Origin of the sequence: Streptococcus sp. NSJ-72 (assembly GCF_014334035.1) — a bacterium.
Classification (GTDB): Bacteria; Bacillota; Bacilli; order Lactobacillales; family Streptococcaceae; genus Streptococcus; species Streptococcus constellatus.
In genome coordinates, this window is record NZ_CP060489.1 from 1,862,789 (window position 1) to 1,880,078 (window position 17,290).

17 protein-coding genes are annotated in these 17,290 nt (G+C 35.7%); all 17 read right to left on the reverse strand.

The window, feature by feature from the left end; genetic code table 11:
- Window positions 1–2 precede the first annotated feature (2 nt).
- Window positions 3–932, reverse strand: a complete 930-nt coding sequence (locus H8787_RS09160) for a glycosyltransferase (RefSeq protein ID WP_187327906.1) — start codon at window positions 930–932, stop codon at window positions 3–5.
- A gap of 1 nt (window position 933) precedes the next feature.
- Window positions 934–1,905, reverse strand: coding sequence for a glycosyltransferase family 2 protein (locus H8787_RS09165; RefSeq protein WP_187327907.1), 972 nt, complete (start codon window positions 1,903–1,905; stop codon window positions 934–936).
- Between the two features lie 238 nt (window positions 1,906–2,143).
- A complete protein-coding gene (locus H8787_RS10305) occupies window positions 2,144–2,461 on the reverse strand; it encodes a serine O-acetyltransferase (protein WP_410468308.1) in 318 nt (105 codons plus the stop codon).
- 218 nt (window positions 2,462–2,679) lie between these two features.
- Window positions 2,680–3,843 (reverse strand): glycosyltransferase family 4 protein, encoded by a 1,164-nt coding sequence (locus H8787_RS09175; RefSeq protein WP_049480892.1) that lies wholly within the window; start codon window positions 3,841–3,843, stop codon window positions 2,680–2,682.
- A 3-nt stretch (window positions 3,844–3,846) separates the two neighbouring features.
- Window positions 3,847–5,019: a beta 1-4 rhamnosyltransferase Cps2T gene (gene cps2T, locus H8787_RS09180; protein WP_187327908.1), complete on the reverse strand. Its 1,173-nt coding sequence runs from the start codon at window positions 5,017–5,019 to the stop codon at window positions 3,847–3,849.
- Window positions 5,020–5,055: 36 nt separating this feature from the next.
- On the reverse strand, window positions 5,056–6,429 hold the full coding sequence (locus tag H8787_RS09185; RefSeq protein WP_134971929.1) for a sugar transferase: 1,374 nt from the start codon (window positions 6,427–6,429) through the stop codon (window positions 5,056–5,058).
- A gap of 24 nt (window positions 6,430–6,453) precedes the next feature.
- Window positions 6,454–7,146 carry a tyrosine-protein kinase gene (locus tag H8787_RS09190; protein ID WP_070484749.1) on the reverse strand — a complete coding sequence of 231 codons (693 nt, stop codon included), beginning with the start codon at window positions 7,144–7,146 and terminating at the stop codon, window positions 6,454–6,456.
- A gap of 9 nt (window positions 7,147–7,155) precedes the next feature.
- The gene (locus H8787_RS09195) at window positions 7,156–7,854 is read right to left on the reverse strand and encodes a Wzz/FepE/Etk N-terminal domain-containing protein (protein ID WP_006270511.1); all 699 of its coding nucleotides are present in this window, start codon (window positions 7,852–7,854) and stop codon (window positions 7,156–7,158) included.
- Between the two features lie 8 nt (window positions 7,855–7,862).
- Window positions 7,863–8,597 carry a capsular polysaccharide biosynthesis protein Cps4B gene (gene cps4B / locus H8787_RS09200; protein WP_187327909.1) on the reverse strand — a complete coding sequence of 245 codons (735 nt, stop codon included), beginning with the start codon at window positions 8,595–8,597 and terminating at the stop codon, window positions 7,863–7,865.
- Between the two features lie 2 nt (window positions 8,598–8,599).
- Entirely contained in the window at window positions 8,600–10,051 is a 1,452-nt protein-coding gene (locus tag H8787_RS09205) for an LCP family protein (RefSeq protein ID WP_187327910.1), read from the reverse strand.
- Between the two features lie 184 nt (window positions 10,052–10,235).
- Window positions 10,236–10,841 (reverse strand): anaerobic ribonucleoside-triphosphate reductase activating protein, encoded by a 606-nt coding sequence (gene nrdG / locus H8787_RS09210; protein WP_187327911.1) that lies wholly within the window; start codon window positions 10,839–10,841, stop codon window positions 10,236–10,238.
- Between the two features lie 4 nt (window positions 10,842–10,845).
- A complete protein-coding gene (locus tag H8787_RS09215; RefSeq protein WP_187327912.1) occupies window positions 10,846–11,343 on the reverse strand; it encodes a GNAT family N-acetyltransferase in 498 nt (165 codons plus the stop codon).
- Window positions 11,344–11,402: 59 nt separating this feature from the next.
- Window positions 11,403–11,543, reverse strand: coding sequence for a hypothetical protein (locus H8787_RS09220; protein ID WP_003038368.1), 141 nt, complete (start codon window positions 11,541–11,543; stop codon window positions 11,403–11,405).
- A gap of 8 nt (window positions 11,544–11,551) precedes the next feature.
- Window positions 11,552–13,762, reverse strand: coding sequence for an anaerobic ribonucleoside-triphosphate reductase (gene nrdD, locus H8787_RS09225; RefSeq protein ID WP_187327913.1), 2,211 nt, complete (start codon window positions 13,760–13,762; stop codon window positions 11,552–11,554).
- A 107-nt stretch (window positions 13,763–13,869) separates the two neighbouring features.
- The gene (locus H8787_RS09230; RefSeq protein WP_187327914.1) at window positions 13,870–15,402 is read right to left on the reverse strand and encodes a heme transporter CcmD; all 1,533 of its coding nucleotides are present in this window, start codon (window positions 15,400–15,402) and stop codon (window positions 13,870–13,872) included.
- A gap of 54 nt (window positions 15,403–15,456) precedes the next feature.
- Entirely contained in the window at window positions 15,457–15,588 is a 132-nt protein-coding gene (locus H8787_RS10180) for a hypothetical protein (protein ID WP_262350632.1), read from the reverse strand.
- 66 nt (window positions 15,589–15,654) lie between these two features.
- The gene (gene cls, locus H8787_RS09235; RefSeq protein ID WP_048801164.1) at window positions 15,655–17,187 is read right to left on the reverse strand and encodes a cardiolipin synthase; all 1,533 of its coding nucleotides are present in this window, start codon (window positions 17,185–17,187) and stop codon (window positions 15,655–15,657) included.
- Window positions 17,188–17,290 lie beyond the last annotated feature (103 nt).

Genomic DNA, 17,290 nt, shown 5'->3' on the forward strand with positions numbered 1-17,290 from the left:
TTCTACTCCGTGATTTTCTTTAACCATTGACTAAATGAATATTTCTTGATAATTTTTTCTTCTAGTGGTATGTATGGCTTATCCATAAAATCTTTTAAATCAATGTCTTCATTCTCATCCCAAACTAAAATATTATTTGGATGATAAAAATCATAATTCACAATATTTATATTATTCGTTATTAGCTTTTTATTATAAAAAATTGATTCTAGAGATCGAAGAGTTAAGCCGTCTTGACCATCCTTATTTAATTCTACAATAACATTTGAAGCTTGAATATTTTTAATAACATCATTATAGGTCAAAAACTCATCTAAAAAATGAATTCCTTGAAATTGAGATTTTGATGTCTCACTCATAACATCAAAATGGTAACTATAGCCACTATCTTCAATCGTTTTAGCTAAAGTCTCAATTCTTGACAATCGTCCTTTATCCGCACCTACAAAATAAAAGTCCACCTGAGAATTATTAACTGATTCTTGCTCTTGGACAGTATCTAAAATATAGAACTGATCGATAAATTTTAGATGGTATTTCTCAGAATACGTCTTATCAAAACAATAGACATCATAATTTTTAGTGAGATAATCTATATGTTCATTAGGAATATTCCATAACCATATTTTTAGTTTGGTATCTGTCGTCAAATGACTCTTTATATATTCCAAAAGCTTAGGTGTGATAGCGTTATCAAATATAATGATGTTATCATATTCTGATAGAGCCTTTGACCATCTTTCCAGCCACAACTCATGAACAAAATTTACTGGTAAACGCTTAGAGACTGCTCTAATATTGTGCATAACAATATTTGATACTTCCTTATAAGGTGTTGATACCTCTACATTCTTCAGTATAATATTACGAGCCAAAAATTGTTCAAAGGTTTCAATCTGTTCAAATAATATTAATGTTTTTCTCGAATTCATCTTACCTATTCTTGCCTAATTTCACTTTTAGTTTTGCAATTATTTTCAAAAAATTAACTCGATACAATATATACTTCATATGATTTGAGTAACCGGATAAATAATTAGGTGGTATTTTATTTTTACTCAACTCCTTAAGTATCGTGCTATAAATATCTGTGTTTTCTTGCCCTTCTTCATATAATTTCATTAATAAATAAACTAAGCCATTATTATAATAAGCTTTGACAAGCATCAGGCTATCAGTCAATATTTTAGATGCAGCTTTAAAAATTTCATTATAAAAGTGGTACATATCACTAAATTTATTCAATGACCAGCTTTTTGTGATTGCTGCTTCATTTCTCATGAAATAGCAATAATATATTTGATTGCTTGAACAAATTTTTTCAGAAGCTAATAATAATTTATATATTGTACCCAAGTCTTCATAATAAGCTCCTTTAGGAAACTCAATCTTATTTAATAAAAATAATTCTCGCTTGTATAATTTATCTGTCGAAAAACTCGTAATCTCATTTGATTTTAGCATATTTTTAAATGCTTCTATGCCCGAAAAATGAGATTCTTTAGATATTCGAGTTTTTAATTTATCTTGTTCAGTGTTAAACATCTGCATTCCAAATTGGAAAATATCGTATTCATTCGTCACAAGAACATTACTTACATTAGCAAACATATCCTTCACAATCCAATCATCTGAATCAAGAAAGAATACATATTTACCTTTAGCATTTTGAATTCCAACATTACGTGCATCTGATAAACCTCCATTTTTTTTATGAACTACTGAAACATGTTTAAATTTTTGAGCATATTTATCACAAATAATGGGAGAAGAATCCGTGCTTCCATCATCAACAAGTATGATTTCATAAGAATTGTAATTTTGGACTAGAACACTCTCAATACAGCGTTCTAAATATTTTTCAACATTATATACTGGTATAATGACACTAAGGCCTATCCTCATATATTTTACCTCCCTTGCAAATACAATCGAGATTCACATGTTGTATTTATTCAATAGAATAAGCATGTTATTATAACATAATCTGATCATCTATAAAAATGATATTTAGCAACTAGGCTTTCATTATCATTCAAATAGTCTCAATAAAAAATTCAAGAAATTATGAGATCGTTTACATCAATAACAGTCTGATGGCTATGCTTTATACTTATATAAGCAAACACACAATTTCTAGAAGTCATTTATCTATTGAATTTATTATATATCCTTTGGTAGCATTAGAATTCGGTATTATTTTACCAGGATTTCCTAACACTATGCTATCATCTGGCACATCAAAGTTAACAAATGCGCCTGGTGCTATTAGTACATTATTCCCAATATTAATTTTGCCAACAACAATAGCATTCGTTCCAATCCAAACAGAATTTCCGATAATAGGAGTCCCTTTTCTATCACCTCGACTTTGAGAACCGATTAGAACTCCGTTTAATAAAGTAACATTTTCTCCAATAACCGCTTCAGGATTTATAACAATATTCCCAATATGTTCTATTCTTAATCATTTACCTATTTTGACTTTTGCTGGAATGTCCATCATGTATTTTACTTTATATTTTTCATATAAGAAACGATAGAGATAAAATAATAATCGGGAATTTGACCTATGAAACTCACACTTTCTTTTTACAAATAGAAATCTATATTGTGGTAAATACCATAAAAATTTCCTATTCCCCCATCTATATTTATCGGCAATTAGTTTTTCGTCCTTCATATAATCCCTTTCAACAATTCACCATATATACAAGAAAAATTATTAATATAACTATCTAAGGAGAGGCATTCTCTTTGTCGTTTCATTGACTGATGACCATAGTGTTGACATAGTTTTGAGTCATTTGCTAGGGTGGTTATCGCTTTACTCAACTCCTCTGGTTGATTCGGAGTCACCAAAAGACCATTCTCTCCTTCAGCAACCATCTCACAAATGCCTCCATGGCGATAACCAACAATAGGTTTACCACAAGCCATAGCTTCTAGGACAACAGTTGGAAGTGGGTCTGGGTTGGTACTAGGTAACACAAAAACATCAAACATATTATAAAGTTCAGTCGTATGACTGTAATAATCAATTCGTTGGATTTGAGAGGATACAGCTAGAGATGAAATTCTTTTCTCAAGTTCTTTAACTCGCCATTCTTCACCTTCAAAGGCACTGCCAGCCATAAAGGCAACTGCTTTAGGATTTTTCTCAAGAATAGGAATTATTGCATCTAGAAAATCATTTTGTCCCTTCCAAGCATTTACACGACCAACCATGCCTATAACTGTCGCATCAACAGCGATTTTAAACTTTTCTCGGATTGGTTTTGCTTGCATAGGGTGATAAATAGCATTATCTACTCCATTATATATAACCTGAACTTGATCTTCTTTAATAAAAGAAGATTTTTTAACGTGATTTGCAACAGCCTCTGAAACTGTAATCACTTTATCCGCATAACGTCCCATCAGTATATTAATAAAATCAGATATAGCTTTTGGTTTAACAATAATCTCATGCACATGCCAAATAAGCGGAATCCTCAGTTTGCGTTTTAGATAAATGCCCTCTAAGACTGCAGTCGTATTATTATGAATCAAATCAATTTTATTTTCTTTAGCATAGTCAGCGATTTTTTTTGAGTAGTGATTGTAAGAAGTGAAATATTCAAATATCCCTTTGGGATTAAAATACTTTCGACGAAGAATAGGGTAATCAATTACATTCACTTTTGCCCCTACTTGCTTTAAAGCCTTTACTAAAATACCATCATTAGGTAGGATAACATGAGCTTCAAAAGCTTTTGAGTCCAAACCCTTGATAAGTTCCAAAAGAACCTTATCTGCACCATACATTTCTGCACCAGCGTGCAGATACAAAATCCGTTTCATTTTCTATCCTTTAAATATTTCCTCATAATCTGCCACAATTTTCTGCCATGTAAAAGCTGCAGCAATTCGCTCACTAGATTTCTTATCCAATTCAGAAATAGCTTTTTCATCCAATAGTTCTATTTCTTCAATAATCTGAGCCAACTGTTCTTTATCCCAATAAATCGCGCCATCTGCTCCTACTTCACGATTGAATCCAACATCTAACAAAAGATTTAACTTAGTGGAAGAAAGAGCTTCGAGTAGTGATGGATTAGTGCCACCTACTTCATGACCATGGAGATAAGCAAAGGCGTGTTCGCGAATATATTTGAGTAATTCTTGATCATAAACGGTTCCGACAAACTTGATACGCGAATCTTTATCAAAACCCGTCTCTTGACGCAACTTCTCATAAAACTTATTCTGCTCAACATTGGTAATCAAAACAAGATCTTTTTTGGAGTAAGACCTCATGAAACCACGAATCATGGCTTCGTAATTATTTTCAGGGACAAAACGTCCAACTACAAGATAATATTCATTCTCTCGAACATTTTTTTTATCATACCAAGAACGAACTTTTTCATCTAAAGACGTTAATTGCGATTTGGTTATATCCGTTCCATACGCAATATAAGTTGTCTTAGGTTGGTAACGATTATAGTCTTTGTGAATATATTTTTCAATATTTTTACTATCACAAATTAATAGATCTGCATGTTTCACCATCAATCGCTCAGAGTATTTCCAATATTTACGAACAGGCAAGCTCCACTTAGCTCGTAGCCATTCGTGCCCGTCCGGATTAACCATCAGAATTCCTCCAAGAGCTTTGATTTTTCTTTTTATACTTGAAATAAACGGACCAATTCGGCAGGCTAAAATATAAAATATCGGTGCTTCATCCCTGTTTGTTTTTGCTATTTCAATCGCCTTATTTAGAGCAGCAATATCATAGGAAATGGCGCGAGCTGGACCAATGTTTGGAACATCAATATTGAAACAAATTGCTCCATTATGCTCAAAAAAATCTTCTGTAATGCCAGACTTTGCTGAATTTTCCCTCATGCAAGCAACATAATATTGAATATTTTTACTGTTTTGAAATTCTGTTAATTTCTCTACAAAGGTTTCAAATCCACCATATTTAGCCGGAATTCCTTTAGAACCAATAATATAAACTGTTTTTATCATTTTTCTTTCATCAAAAATAGAGAAGAGGAAGTAAGACTACTTCGCTCCGTCTTTCATTAGCACAACTTTAATTGTTTTGAGTAAGATTTTGATGTCTGACCAAATGGTCCAACCGTCAATATAAGCGACATCTAATTTGACAACTTCGTCAAAATCAGTAATACTGCTGCGACCACTAATTTGCCACAGACCAGTGATACCTGGCTTGAAACTCAACCGCCGTTTTTGTTCAGGAGTATAGTGCTCATATTCATCTTTGGTTGGTGGACGCGTTCCCACAAGACTCATATCTCCTTTAAGAACATTATAAAATTGTGGTAATTCATCCAAGCTTGTTTTTCGAATGAATTTCCCAATTGGAGTAATCCGAGGATCATCATCCATTTTAAACATCCCGCCACTCATGGTATTATGTGCCATCAGTTCTTTCTTACGTTCTTCGGCATCTATGTACATAGAGCGGAATTTGTAAAATTTAAAGATCCGACCGTTTTTCCCAACACGTTCCTGAACAAAAATAGCTGGTCCACCATCTTTACGAATCATTGGCACTAAGAAAATCGCTGCAATACCACAAAGCAAAAGTCCAAAGAAAGAGCCAATAATATCTAAAATTCGTTTGGCAACAATATGACTATAATTGTAGAAATTTGTCGAGAAAGTGACTACGCTAAAACCAGCAATCTCTTGAAGCCTCTTCTCACCAATTTGAAAATCTAAGGCGTTAATATTCACATTAACTGTGATTCCCATATTCTCAAACTGAATAACCAAATCCTCAATGGAATAGTAATCACTTGGCAAACTAATAAAGACTTCATCAACAACGGAACGAGTCGCAAATTCAATGAGATGTTCTCTCGGAACAACATCAAAGGTGGGATGCTGATAATAGGAATTATCAAATACAGAGACAGCAGCGATGCAATCATTAAATGAGCAAGTTTGCGTTAACTTCTGCAAAATTCTATCCAAGCGGCTTGAAACAGTAATAACTAGTACTTTCTTACTACTTTTTAGCCTCGGATGCACTCGCAGATAATATTGTTTAATCAACAAATTGATACAATAAATACAAACAGCATTTAAAAGAATAAAAAGAATAAGATCTTTCCGAATTAGTAAAAAGCTACCTTTTGACATAAATGAAAAGAAAGTAATCATAACAGTATATAAGGCACTGTATTTTATCGTTTCTGTAAACTCAATCAAATAACCGCGTTTAAAAAAGTAGTAACCATAATTACTGATATAAAAAGCAACGATATGCAGCAATACTAGTATGATGATGTCTTTACTTGTTAGTTTTGAATTCAAGACTAAATTCATAATTGTAGAAATAGTGACAACAGAAAGTAGTTGTGTCAATACAATCTCTATTTTTTGAAATTCTTTTCTATTTTCAAACATCCCTACTCCTAAATTTACTGAACTTTATTTCTTGCCATAGTTCCCATAGTCTCCATAATTACCATAAGAACCGTACTTTTCTAACTGTGTATCATACTTATTTAAAATAACTCCCAAGAATGGAGTGCCTGTTTGCTCTAGTTGCCCTTTAGCTTTTTGTAAAGCTTTACGTTTTACATTTCCTGATTCAACCACTAACGCACTAGCATCACATTTTTGAGCAATGATGGCTGCATCAATCACAATTCCAATAGGAGGAGTATCGATGATAATATAATCATAATGATTTCGTAAAATATCAATCATCATCCCAAAGTTCTTACTTTGAAGAAGTGCAGTTGGGTTGGGCGAAATCTGCCCTGCTTCAATCACAAATAAATTTTCAACATTTGTATCACATAAACCGTTTGATAAATCAGCTGCACCAGCTAAATAATCTGTCAAACCTGTAATTTTGTCACGTGTTTTAAAAACTCCCGACATGACTGAATTACGAATATCTGCATCAATCAGCAAAGTGTTATAGCCTGATCGTGCAAAAGCAATAGCTAGATTAGTAGAAGTTGTTGACTTCCCTTCACCAGACTGTACAGAAGTAACAGCAATAACTTTAATATTTTCTCCACTAAGCTGAATGTTGGTTCTTAAAGCGTTGTAATATTCTTCTGACTTTTTGAGAGCTTTCTCTTTATTTTTAGCTAATTCTAATCTTGGCATCATTTCCTCCTATTTTAGTTTATCCATATTCGGCACAACTCCAAGAAGAGTAATTCCTAACGCTTCTTCCACATCTTCTGGCTTTTTCACTCGATCATCCAACACTTCAACGATAATAATAACCATTGAAATCAAGGCTCCTCCAGTTAAGAAACCAATTAAGGTATTGCGTTTGATATTCGGTGAAGAAGGAGAGTTTGGTACTTCTGCTTCTTCTAATGTCGTCACGTCTGCTACTTTTGTAACAGCTATAATCTTTTCAGCTGCTACTTGGCGAAGGCTATTAGCAACACGCGCAGCTTCCTTTGCATCACCATCTGAAACGGCTATTGAGACAATACGTGTATCGGTCGGAACAGTAACTGTAATCTTCTTAGCTAGTGCACTTGGCTGCATATTTAATTTTAAGTCAGAGATTACTTTGGCTAATACATCCTGTGATAAAATGATTTCCTTATAGTCTTTAACCAAGTACGATCCAGCCTGCAAATCTTGGTTTGTCAATGTAGAATTATCACTAGGCTGTCGATTTACTACATAGATCCTTGTAGAACTTGTATAATTAGGCTTTATAATAAAGGTATTATATCCTAAAGTAATGATAGCCATCACAAAAGCTGTCACAACGATGAGAAATTTTCGTCTCCATAGACTTTTAACTAATGATAGAACATCAATTTCCATCGTCTGATTATCTTGATTTTTCATTTCTTCTCCTAAATTAATTCGTCTTTTAATAATATTTCTTGATTTTCGCGAAATAGTGCATCAGCATATGCTTTGCCATACTTTTTAGAGATAATTTGGTAGGCTTCCTGCATATAAGGAGGTCGTGGACCTAAATTGTGCATATCACTCGCCACAAAGTGCACTAAATCCTGCTCCATAAAGAACTGCGCCCGTTTCTTCATGAATTTATACTTATCGCCACTAAATAACTTCGGCTTTAGGACACTGGAGCTATTGATTTGCATATAACATCCCATGTTGATCAAGTCTTGCACTTTTTTCACATCGTTTTCCAAGCAATGATAACGCTCAATATGGGCTACAACTGGTGTAATCCCTAAACGCAGAACATTATTTAAAGCACTGTGGATTTCTCTGTACGGAGTTGTCATACTAAACTCAATCAGAGCATAACTCGTTCCACCCAAAGTTGGAATAATTTTTTTATCCAATTTTTCTAAAATATCGCTAGTATAGTAAATTTCGGCACCATAAAGAATGGTGAGGTCGTCCGCCACTTCTTTAGCGATTTGCTGAACCACATGAAAATTTGCCGCGATTTTTTCTTCAGGAGTTTCAAACATTCCCTTTCTACGATGAGAAGTTGAAATAATCGTTCGAACTCCTTGGCGATAACTTTCCGTCAAAAGCTCTCGCGTATCCTGACGTGTCTTGGGACCGTCATCTACATCAAACACAATATGCGAATGAATATCAATCAATCTTATTTACCTTCCATCACTTTCTGAATTGCCGCTTTGGCTGCATTCAAGCTATCTTGATTTAATTCCATCATGTAAAGATTCGCATCTGGCATAGCATAAGACGGAAGGTCTGTCCGTCCCTCACCTGTAACAGCTTGAGAAGTCACAGTATAACTACCGCCAGATTCTAGTTGTGTATTAATGAGATTCATCATCGTTTCAAGACTCATATTGGTTTGAACTGAATTTTGTAAACCTGAAATAATCTCATTGTAATTCTTCAAAGCATGTGTTGAAGTCAACTTTTTAATAATTGCCGCAATTACTTTTTCTTGATTTTTACCACGGTCGTTATCTCCGCCACTCAATGAATACCGTTCTCGCACAAAGCCTAGAGCCTGCTCAGAATTTAGATGAACATCTCCTACACCAAAATGATAATTCCCGTGCAAACTTGTAAATTCTTGGTCATTATAAACGTCAATACCACCTAACAAGTCCACTAATTTGAGGAAAGAAGTGAAATTGAGTCGGATGTAATAGTTGGTTTTAATGCCATAGAGATTTTCCAATGTATGAATGGACGCTTCCACACCATAAATGCCAGCATGCGTCAATTTATCATTTTGATTGTTGCCACCATCAGCAATCGGTACGTAAGCATCACGCGGTGTTGTTGTTAATAACACTTTTTTTGTTTTGCGATTCACTGTCATGATGATATTCACATCCGAACGAGATACAGACGAAACGGGACCATAAGTGTCAATACCACTAACATAAATGTTAAAGACATCGTTGTTGGTAGCTGGTGATTGCGCATTTTCTATTTTCTTACTAATCTTATAAGTATAGATTTTCTTAATTTTTGAAGCATAATCTGGATGTTCGTTTTCGATAACACTTTCAAAAACACTATTTAGCACCATAGCCTTCGCTTCACCATTCCTCAAAGAATTATAAGCTGCCAGATAAGAAGAAGATTGATCAACCGTTAGATTGACTTTTTTAGTTTTTGCTAAGTTGTTTGTTAATGCCTTGATATTTTTTTCATCATTTGCTGTCGGAGCAAGAACATTTTTCACTTGGCTAATATCTTTAATGTCGCTATTTGCCGGTACCACCACACTCATTTCATATTCAGAATAGTTGGATGTTGCATTTAGACCATTAGACAAATCCAGCACTTCTTTAATGGCATACATCGCACCTGAACTAACTAAAATAGCCAAAATGAGAATAATAGTCGTTGTGACACGCGCTTTATTTTTAAAAATTAAAAAGCCAGTCACTAGTGCTACGGCTACTAGCAAGATTGATAGTAAAACATTCAAGTGCCGAAATGCTAGAATATTATACCGAAACATTGAAAAAACCAATAATGCTGTTAGCAATGCAAAAACGATTAGCAAAGCAATATTTAAGATTCGATAACCTCTCTTCTTAGAAGAGCGCAATCTTTTTTGGACCATTTTAAACCCCTACGTAGAATTATCCATTTTATTACTCCATTATAGCATAAAATAACTGAAAGTTAAACATTCTTTAAGAATTACAAAAACTTTAAATTATAAATGCGTTTTCAATGCAATCTTTCGCCATTACATTTTAAACAACAAAAAAGTAGGAACAATCAATTCCTACCTTGGTTCAAATTTATTCTGTTTTATCTCGATTAACCTGCTCAAAACTTTCTGTGCCATCATTCAATCTATCCCAAATAATCACTTTTCCAGCTTTGAGAGACTTTTGTACATCAATAATACGCTGATTAGAGGAACCTCGAAATTGTAACATGAGATTTCGTTTTGCCTTATCAAAACGACCATCTACCAGAATATCAATGAGACTAAGAAGTTCAAGTTTATCTGGTGTTTCCAGCATCATTTCTTCCCATGTATAGCCCGTCCAAGACCAAATATCTTTGTCAGGCAACTCTCGTCGAATACGCTTGACTAAGGGCAAGAGAATCCCAGTATTCAGAAAAGGCTCTCCTCCTAGCAAGGTCAGTCCTTGAACATAGGGCTCAGCCAAATCTTTCATGATTTGCTCTTCCAGCTCTTGCGTATAAGGAATCCCGGTATTGAACGACCAGGTCGCTACATTGTAGCAGCCCTCACAATGAAACATGCAGCCGCTGACATAGAGGGAATTACGCACCCCTTCACCATCCACAAAATTAAAGGCTTTATAGTCAATAATACGCCCCTTGCTTAACTCTTCACTTTTCCACTCACCTGGCTTCGGTGTATTCCATGTCATTTTTCTACTCCAAATCTATCCAATAGCGTTCGGTGCCCTGTCGGATGTCTTCTAATATGCCCCCGTTTTTTAAAATAACTGCCCTACTAGCAGAATTGTCCTCCGCACAAGTAACTAGCACTCGGTGGATATTCTTTGAAGCAACGACAAGAAGCCCTTCTTTCAACATAGCGGTCGCATAGCCCTTCCCCTGCATAGTTGGACGAACGCTATAACCAATATGACCGCCATGTCCGCGTAAATGTTCATTCAGACGCAAGCGTAAATTTAGAAAGCCAACAGCCTGTCCTTTATCAAAGGCAACAAACTGTATAGCCGGCACCCAGGTATCAGGAATATTGAGGCCCATTTCTGCATCTCGGTTCCCAACAATCCAATCTTCATAATCAAAATCCTCCTCGTTCCAAAAACCACCATCGTGTGCGGCATTTAAACTTTCAAATTCCATTATGAGAGCCGTGACTGCGTCCTTATCTTCCAATCTTGGTCGTCTTAATTTCATATTTCACACCTTGATAGAAAGAGAGTGAGACTAGCTTCATGCAGACCTCACTCTTTCCCTTATTTTTTCTTTGCTTTTTGCAAAAATTGTTCTCGCAAACTTGTAACACGAGCTTTCTTGTTGACTCCACCTTTCGAGTGTTTTTCATGATAGCGTGTGACTTGTGCTTTCCCTTTATCGTCTAATTGATATTTTCCCATGAAAGTTCCTATTTTTCTATATGATGTCCTTCGAACTTGATTGTTGAACCATTCATGTGTTTAACACGAGCCGAAATCTCCTTGTGACGTCCATTTACCATCGGACGAGCTTGAGGATTTCCAAGATAACCACAAGTTCGCTTCACAACATCAACTGTCTTAGGATCGCTATTGCCGCAGTTTGGACAAGTAAATCCACGTTCGGTTGGCGTGAAGTCCCCTTCAAAATCGCACTTGTAACAATGGTCAATCGGAGTATTGGTTCCAAGATAGCCCACACGATCGTAAGCATAGTCCCAGACTGATTCGAGTGCTTTCGGATTTTGTTGTAGAACAGGATATTCACAGTAGTGAATAAAGCCTCCTGAAGCCCCAGCTGCTGGATAATCTTTTTCAAAATCTAATTTTTCAAACGGTGTCGGATTTTTACGGACATCATAGTGGAAACTATTCGTATAGTATTCCTTATCTGTAATATCTTTTACAAGACCAAATTTTTCTGTATCCAGACGACAAAAGCGGTCTGTCAGACTTTCAGACGGTGTAGAATAAACAGAGAAGTGGTAGTCATATTGGTCAGACCATTCTTCTACACGGCGCTTCATTTCACGAACGATATCGACTGTGAATTTCTTGGCTTCTGGATTGTGCTCCCATTCACCACCATAAAAGACTGTAGCCACTTCATATAGACCAATATAGCCAAGAGAAACCGTGGCTCTACGATGCTTAAAGAGTTGATCCACCTTATCATATTTACCTAGACGTTTTCCAAAAGCACCATATTGATAAAGAATAGGAGCATTAGCTGGAGTCGCTTCTTTGGTGCGTTCGACACGGTAGACGAGCGCATCTTCAGCAATATTCATCCGCTCATTAAAAATTTCCCAGAATTTCTCCATGTTGCCTTCAGATTCAAGAGCAATTCGTGGAAGGTTGACCGTCACAACGCCAAGATTCATCCGACCAGAATTGACTTCTTGACCGTTTTCATCTTTCCAGCCTTGTAAGAAAGAACGGCAGCCCATTGGAACTTTAAAAGAACCTGTTAATTCCACAATTTTGTCGTAAGACAAGACATCTGGGTACATCCGTTTCGTAGCGCATTCCAAAGCCAGCTGTTTAATATCATAGTTTGGGCTATCCGGTTCTAAGTTCAATCCGCGCTTCAACGTGAAAATCAATTTAGGAAAAATAGCTGTCCGATGTTCAGACCCCAGACCTTTAATGCGAATTTGAAGAATCGCTTTTTGAATTTCACGCTCAAAACGATTGGTGCCAAGACCAAAACCAAGCGATGTAAATGGGGTTTGTCCATTTGACGTAAACAAGGTATTGATTTCATATTCCAAAGACTGCATGGCATCGTAAATGTCTTTTTTCGTCTTTTCCCAAGCAAACTCTTCCTGTTTTTCAGGAACGACCCATTCACGCGCATCCTTCAAATGCTTTTCGTAATTCTTTTCAGCATAAGGCGCTAAAACTTCATCAATTCGATCAGCTGAACAACCACCATATTGACTAGAGGCGACATTCGCAATGATTTGAGAAATTTGTGCAGTCGCGGTTTGAATCGACTTTGGACTTTCTACCTCTGCATTTCCAATCTTAAAACCATTTTTCAACATCCCTTTGAAATCAATCAAGCAGCAGTTGGTCATCGGCGTATATGGGCTATAGTCCAAATCATGATAATGAATATCCCCTTTTTGATGGGCGTTTGCTACATGCGGCGGCAGCATTTGCAAACCAATTGATTTCCCAACAATCCCCGCTGTCAAATCACGTTGAGTATTGAAAACATCACTGTCCTTGTTGGCATTTTCATTGACAACCGCTTGATCTTTATTCAGCAATTTGCCGATTGTGAAGTTGATATCTGTTGCTTTTGAACGCGCAAAATCGCGTTGCGTGCGATAAGTAATATAACTTTCCGCAATAGCATATTCATTGGCTTGCAACAATTCATGCTCAACGATATTTTGAATTTCATAAATTTTAACACCAGCAGGAAAGCGTTCAATCACCTCTGCTACAATTTTATTGGTAATCCCTTCAAGTTTTGCTTCTAACAACGGCGTCATCGTCGTGACTTCTTGACTAGCTTTGACAAGCGCTTTATAAATCTTATCTGCGTCAAAAGCTACACGACGACCGTCACGTTTTTCAACATAAATATCAGCAAAACCTTGTATTGTTTCTTCTTTTAATGCTATCATGAGCTCCTCCATTCGTATAAAATATATTATATCACCTCAACAAAAAAAATCAATATCTTGTGGAAAAAAACTTTAAATTTTATTTTAAACACAAGATATTGATTAAATCATTTTAATTTATAAAGCTTGAAATGATGAAGTTCCAGGTCAGTTTTCTCATAATTTTTCTGAATTTGTTTTTGCACATCTTGAAGAACAGGCACTTGATTATTCACTAAAATATAGGTTGGTGCATTTTCTTTCAGACTCCTAGCTAGCGCCATTTTATTTTCATCGGTTCCTTGGTACAAGCTAGGTGTTAAAATTGGTACTGCAGATAAGTGTCTACTCGCCTGATAAAGCGCTGCTGTTTTATCCCAAGCATAGATTTTATCAGTCTTCTTCGCTTTATCTTTGATATAATTTGCCGCAGAAACACGTTCACTTGCTTCACCTGAAGATAAAATATAGTGATTAACAAGCGGAGAACCAATTAAGTAAGTAACTGCTAAAAGCGGCAAGAAAGCATTTTTTGCAACATACGTTCCTAAAATAGATGTAGATTTTTGTACACGGCTATGACGTCCACCTCTTTTAAGTTTACTTTTTCCTAACCACATACTGAGCAAAATCAGGAAGAATGGCAAAACAGGCAACAGCTGATAAGCGCCTTGATCTGGCAAAAAGAAAACAAATAAAACTAAAATCAAGGACGCGAAAAAACTAAATAGCTGCAGGAAACGTTCCAAAGAATTTGCTGGCAATGAAAAACTTCTCACCCAAGAAAACACTAAACCAATTCCAATGATTAACCCACCATAAAGTAAACCATTATACAACAAGTGCTGCCCTGCAAAGCGAAAGCTTTCCAACGGATAAAGAATCTGACTAATCGCAAGACCAAAGCTACCATTTAAAACCGTATAATAGCCCAAAGGATAAAATAGAAACGAAAAGCCTACAAGTGCTGCTAAAAATTGATAAAGGCCATGTACTTTTTTCTTTACACTAATATTATAAGCTGACAAAACAAGGAAAGCCACTAAATAAAACACGAGACTTGTCATCGGATCTGTCATAAACATCAATGTACCGAGCGCACCAAAACCAATAAAAACTCTGTCACTAGCTTCTCCTGCAACATAGCGCATCAGAAAGTACAGTGCACCAAATACAAAAGGAAAAGCAAAAATACTAGAATATAAACCGCCCCAGCCCAAAGCTAAGGTTAAGCCATAAAATAAAGAAAGAATCTTTACAGAGGTATTCCTTACAGTTGTTAATTGGTAAACAATTTTAAAAAGAAAAATTCCTGCAACAAATAGGGCAAAGCACTGCACTACTGCAAATAAAATATTGCCCATGAAAAGACTACCCACCCAATTAGTTAGATAATAAAGCAAACCACTCGTTCCATAAATATTTCCATAAATAACCTGCCCCTGCGCCATTGCCCATCCAGCATATAAATTTTGAGATTGCAGATTAGTAGCAAAGTTGGTCAAAAACGGATTGGCAACACTTAAAACACTCAATAATAAGCTCCACAAAAATAAAACGACAAACGGCGTCGGTGTAGGTTCTACAAAAATTTTTTTCTGTTCACTTTCTTCGTGAATACTCTCTACCATTGGCTCTTGTTCAAGCATTGTGTCGTGCATAAAGATTCTCCTTGATATCAGTCTTATTTAGTATACCAAAATCTCCTCTATCTGTCAGCTTGATTCTGACACAATCTTCATCTTTTGCAAAAGCAAGGCATAATATTCCAAATCTCGAAAACGGTGATGACTGCTGTTTGTATACTTTTGTAAAAATTCTTGTTCTTCTTGTGTTAGATGTATCATTATTTCGCCTTCTTTTTACTAAATTATTCGTAAAAAAGAAAAAATTCCTCTCATACAAGAGAAATTTTATAGCATAGGTGCAAACAATTCAACAATCTCTTTGATTAAACGTTGATACCAGGTATTTTTAATAGTATCCTCATGAATTTCTTGAGAATTCTCAAAAAGGTTTTCAAAATCTTGTTTTAAGTCAAACATAGAAGGCGTTTTATACATCAAAATAGCATTTTCATAGTGGTGAACCAGACTTCGATAATCAAAGTTGATTGTTCCAACCACACCAAAATCATCATCTGCCACCACATGCTTACTGTGAATAAAACCTGGGGTATATTCATAAATCCGAACCCCAGCTGCCATCAAGTCTGGATAAGCACCTCGTGTAATGAGCTGAATCAGCTTTTTATCTGGAATATAAGGGGTCACAATCCGCACATCTACCCCACGCATAGCTGCATTTTTAATGTCTTCTGTCAAGTCATAATCAATAATTAAGTACGGTGTAGCAATATACACATAATCTGTTGCTTGACTGATAATATTTTGATAAACATTTTTCCCCACTTGAGCTTTGTACATAGGCTTAGGTCCGCTTCCATACGGAATATAAAGTCCTGGTGCATCTATTGCTTTGTTGTCCAAATGATATTGATCAAAATCGCTAATGGTTCCACGGTTGATATACCAGTTCATAAGAAAAAGACGTGTCAAGGCCTTTACTGCACGACCATTTAAACGAATCCCACCGTCTTTCCAGTGACCAAAACGCTCAATGTGATTAATGTACTCATCTGCTAAATTGACCCCTCCAGTATAGCCAATCTGCCCATCAATAACAAGAATTTTACGATGATCTCGATTATTATAAGCTACTGTCATTCGCGGAATCACTTTGTTAAATTTATGGGCATCAATCCCTATAGCTTGTAATCGACTGGTGTAGTCGCCAGGAAGAGTCGCCATACAGCCAATATCATCATAGAGCATCTTCACTTCGACACCTTGAGTTACTTTCTCACGCAGAATATCCAAAATACTATTCCACATGAGACCTTCTTCCACAATATAATATTCCAAAAAGATAAATTTTTCTGCCTTACGCAAATCTTCCAGCATTTTTTGAAACATTTCTTCGCCTAAAGGGAAAAATTGTGATTCCGTACCGTCATATACATCCGCATTATGATCCATGCTAAGAAGTGATTTGATAATCCCATAAGCTGACTTATCTGTATTTTTCAACTCTAAACGCAACTCATAACTATTGTCCTCACGAAATTTCATTTGATCCATATTTTTCAACTGTTTCAATTCACTTCTAGACAAACGACGCTCACCAAACATCAGATAAAGCAACGGTCCAAAGACTGGAATAAAAGCCACTAAAAGCCAGGTTACTTTGCTTTCTGGCGTCATTGAACGATTGACAATCGCCAAAATCGTTGCCACACTGAACAAAATCACAAAGGCAATCCATAAAGTAGGCGTCCATCGACCGAGCCAAAAGAAAAACCAAAAAACAAGCACCAGTTCTAACACCATAGTAATGATGCTAAAACCATATTTTGACATCAATAGCTGAAATTTCCTAAAACTCATATTCTCTCCCTATCAGTATTTAGTACTAGTATAACGGGGATTACCTAATAAATCAAGCCAAAGTCAAGTCTTGCTTGATTTTCAAATCATTTTTAAAACTTTC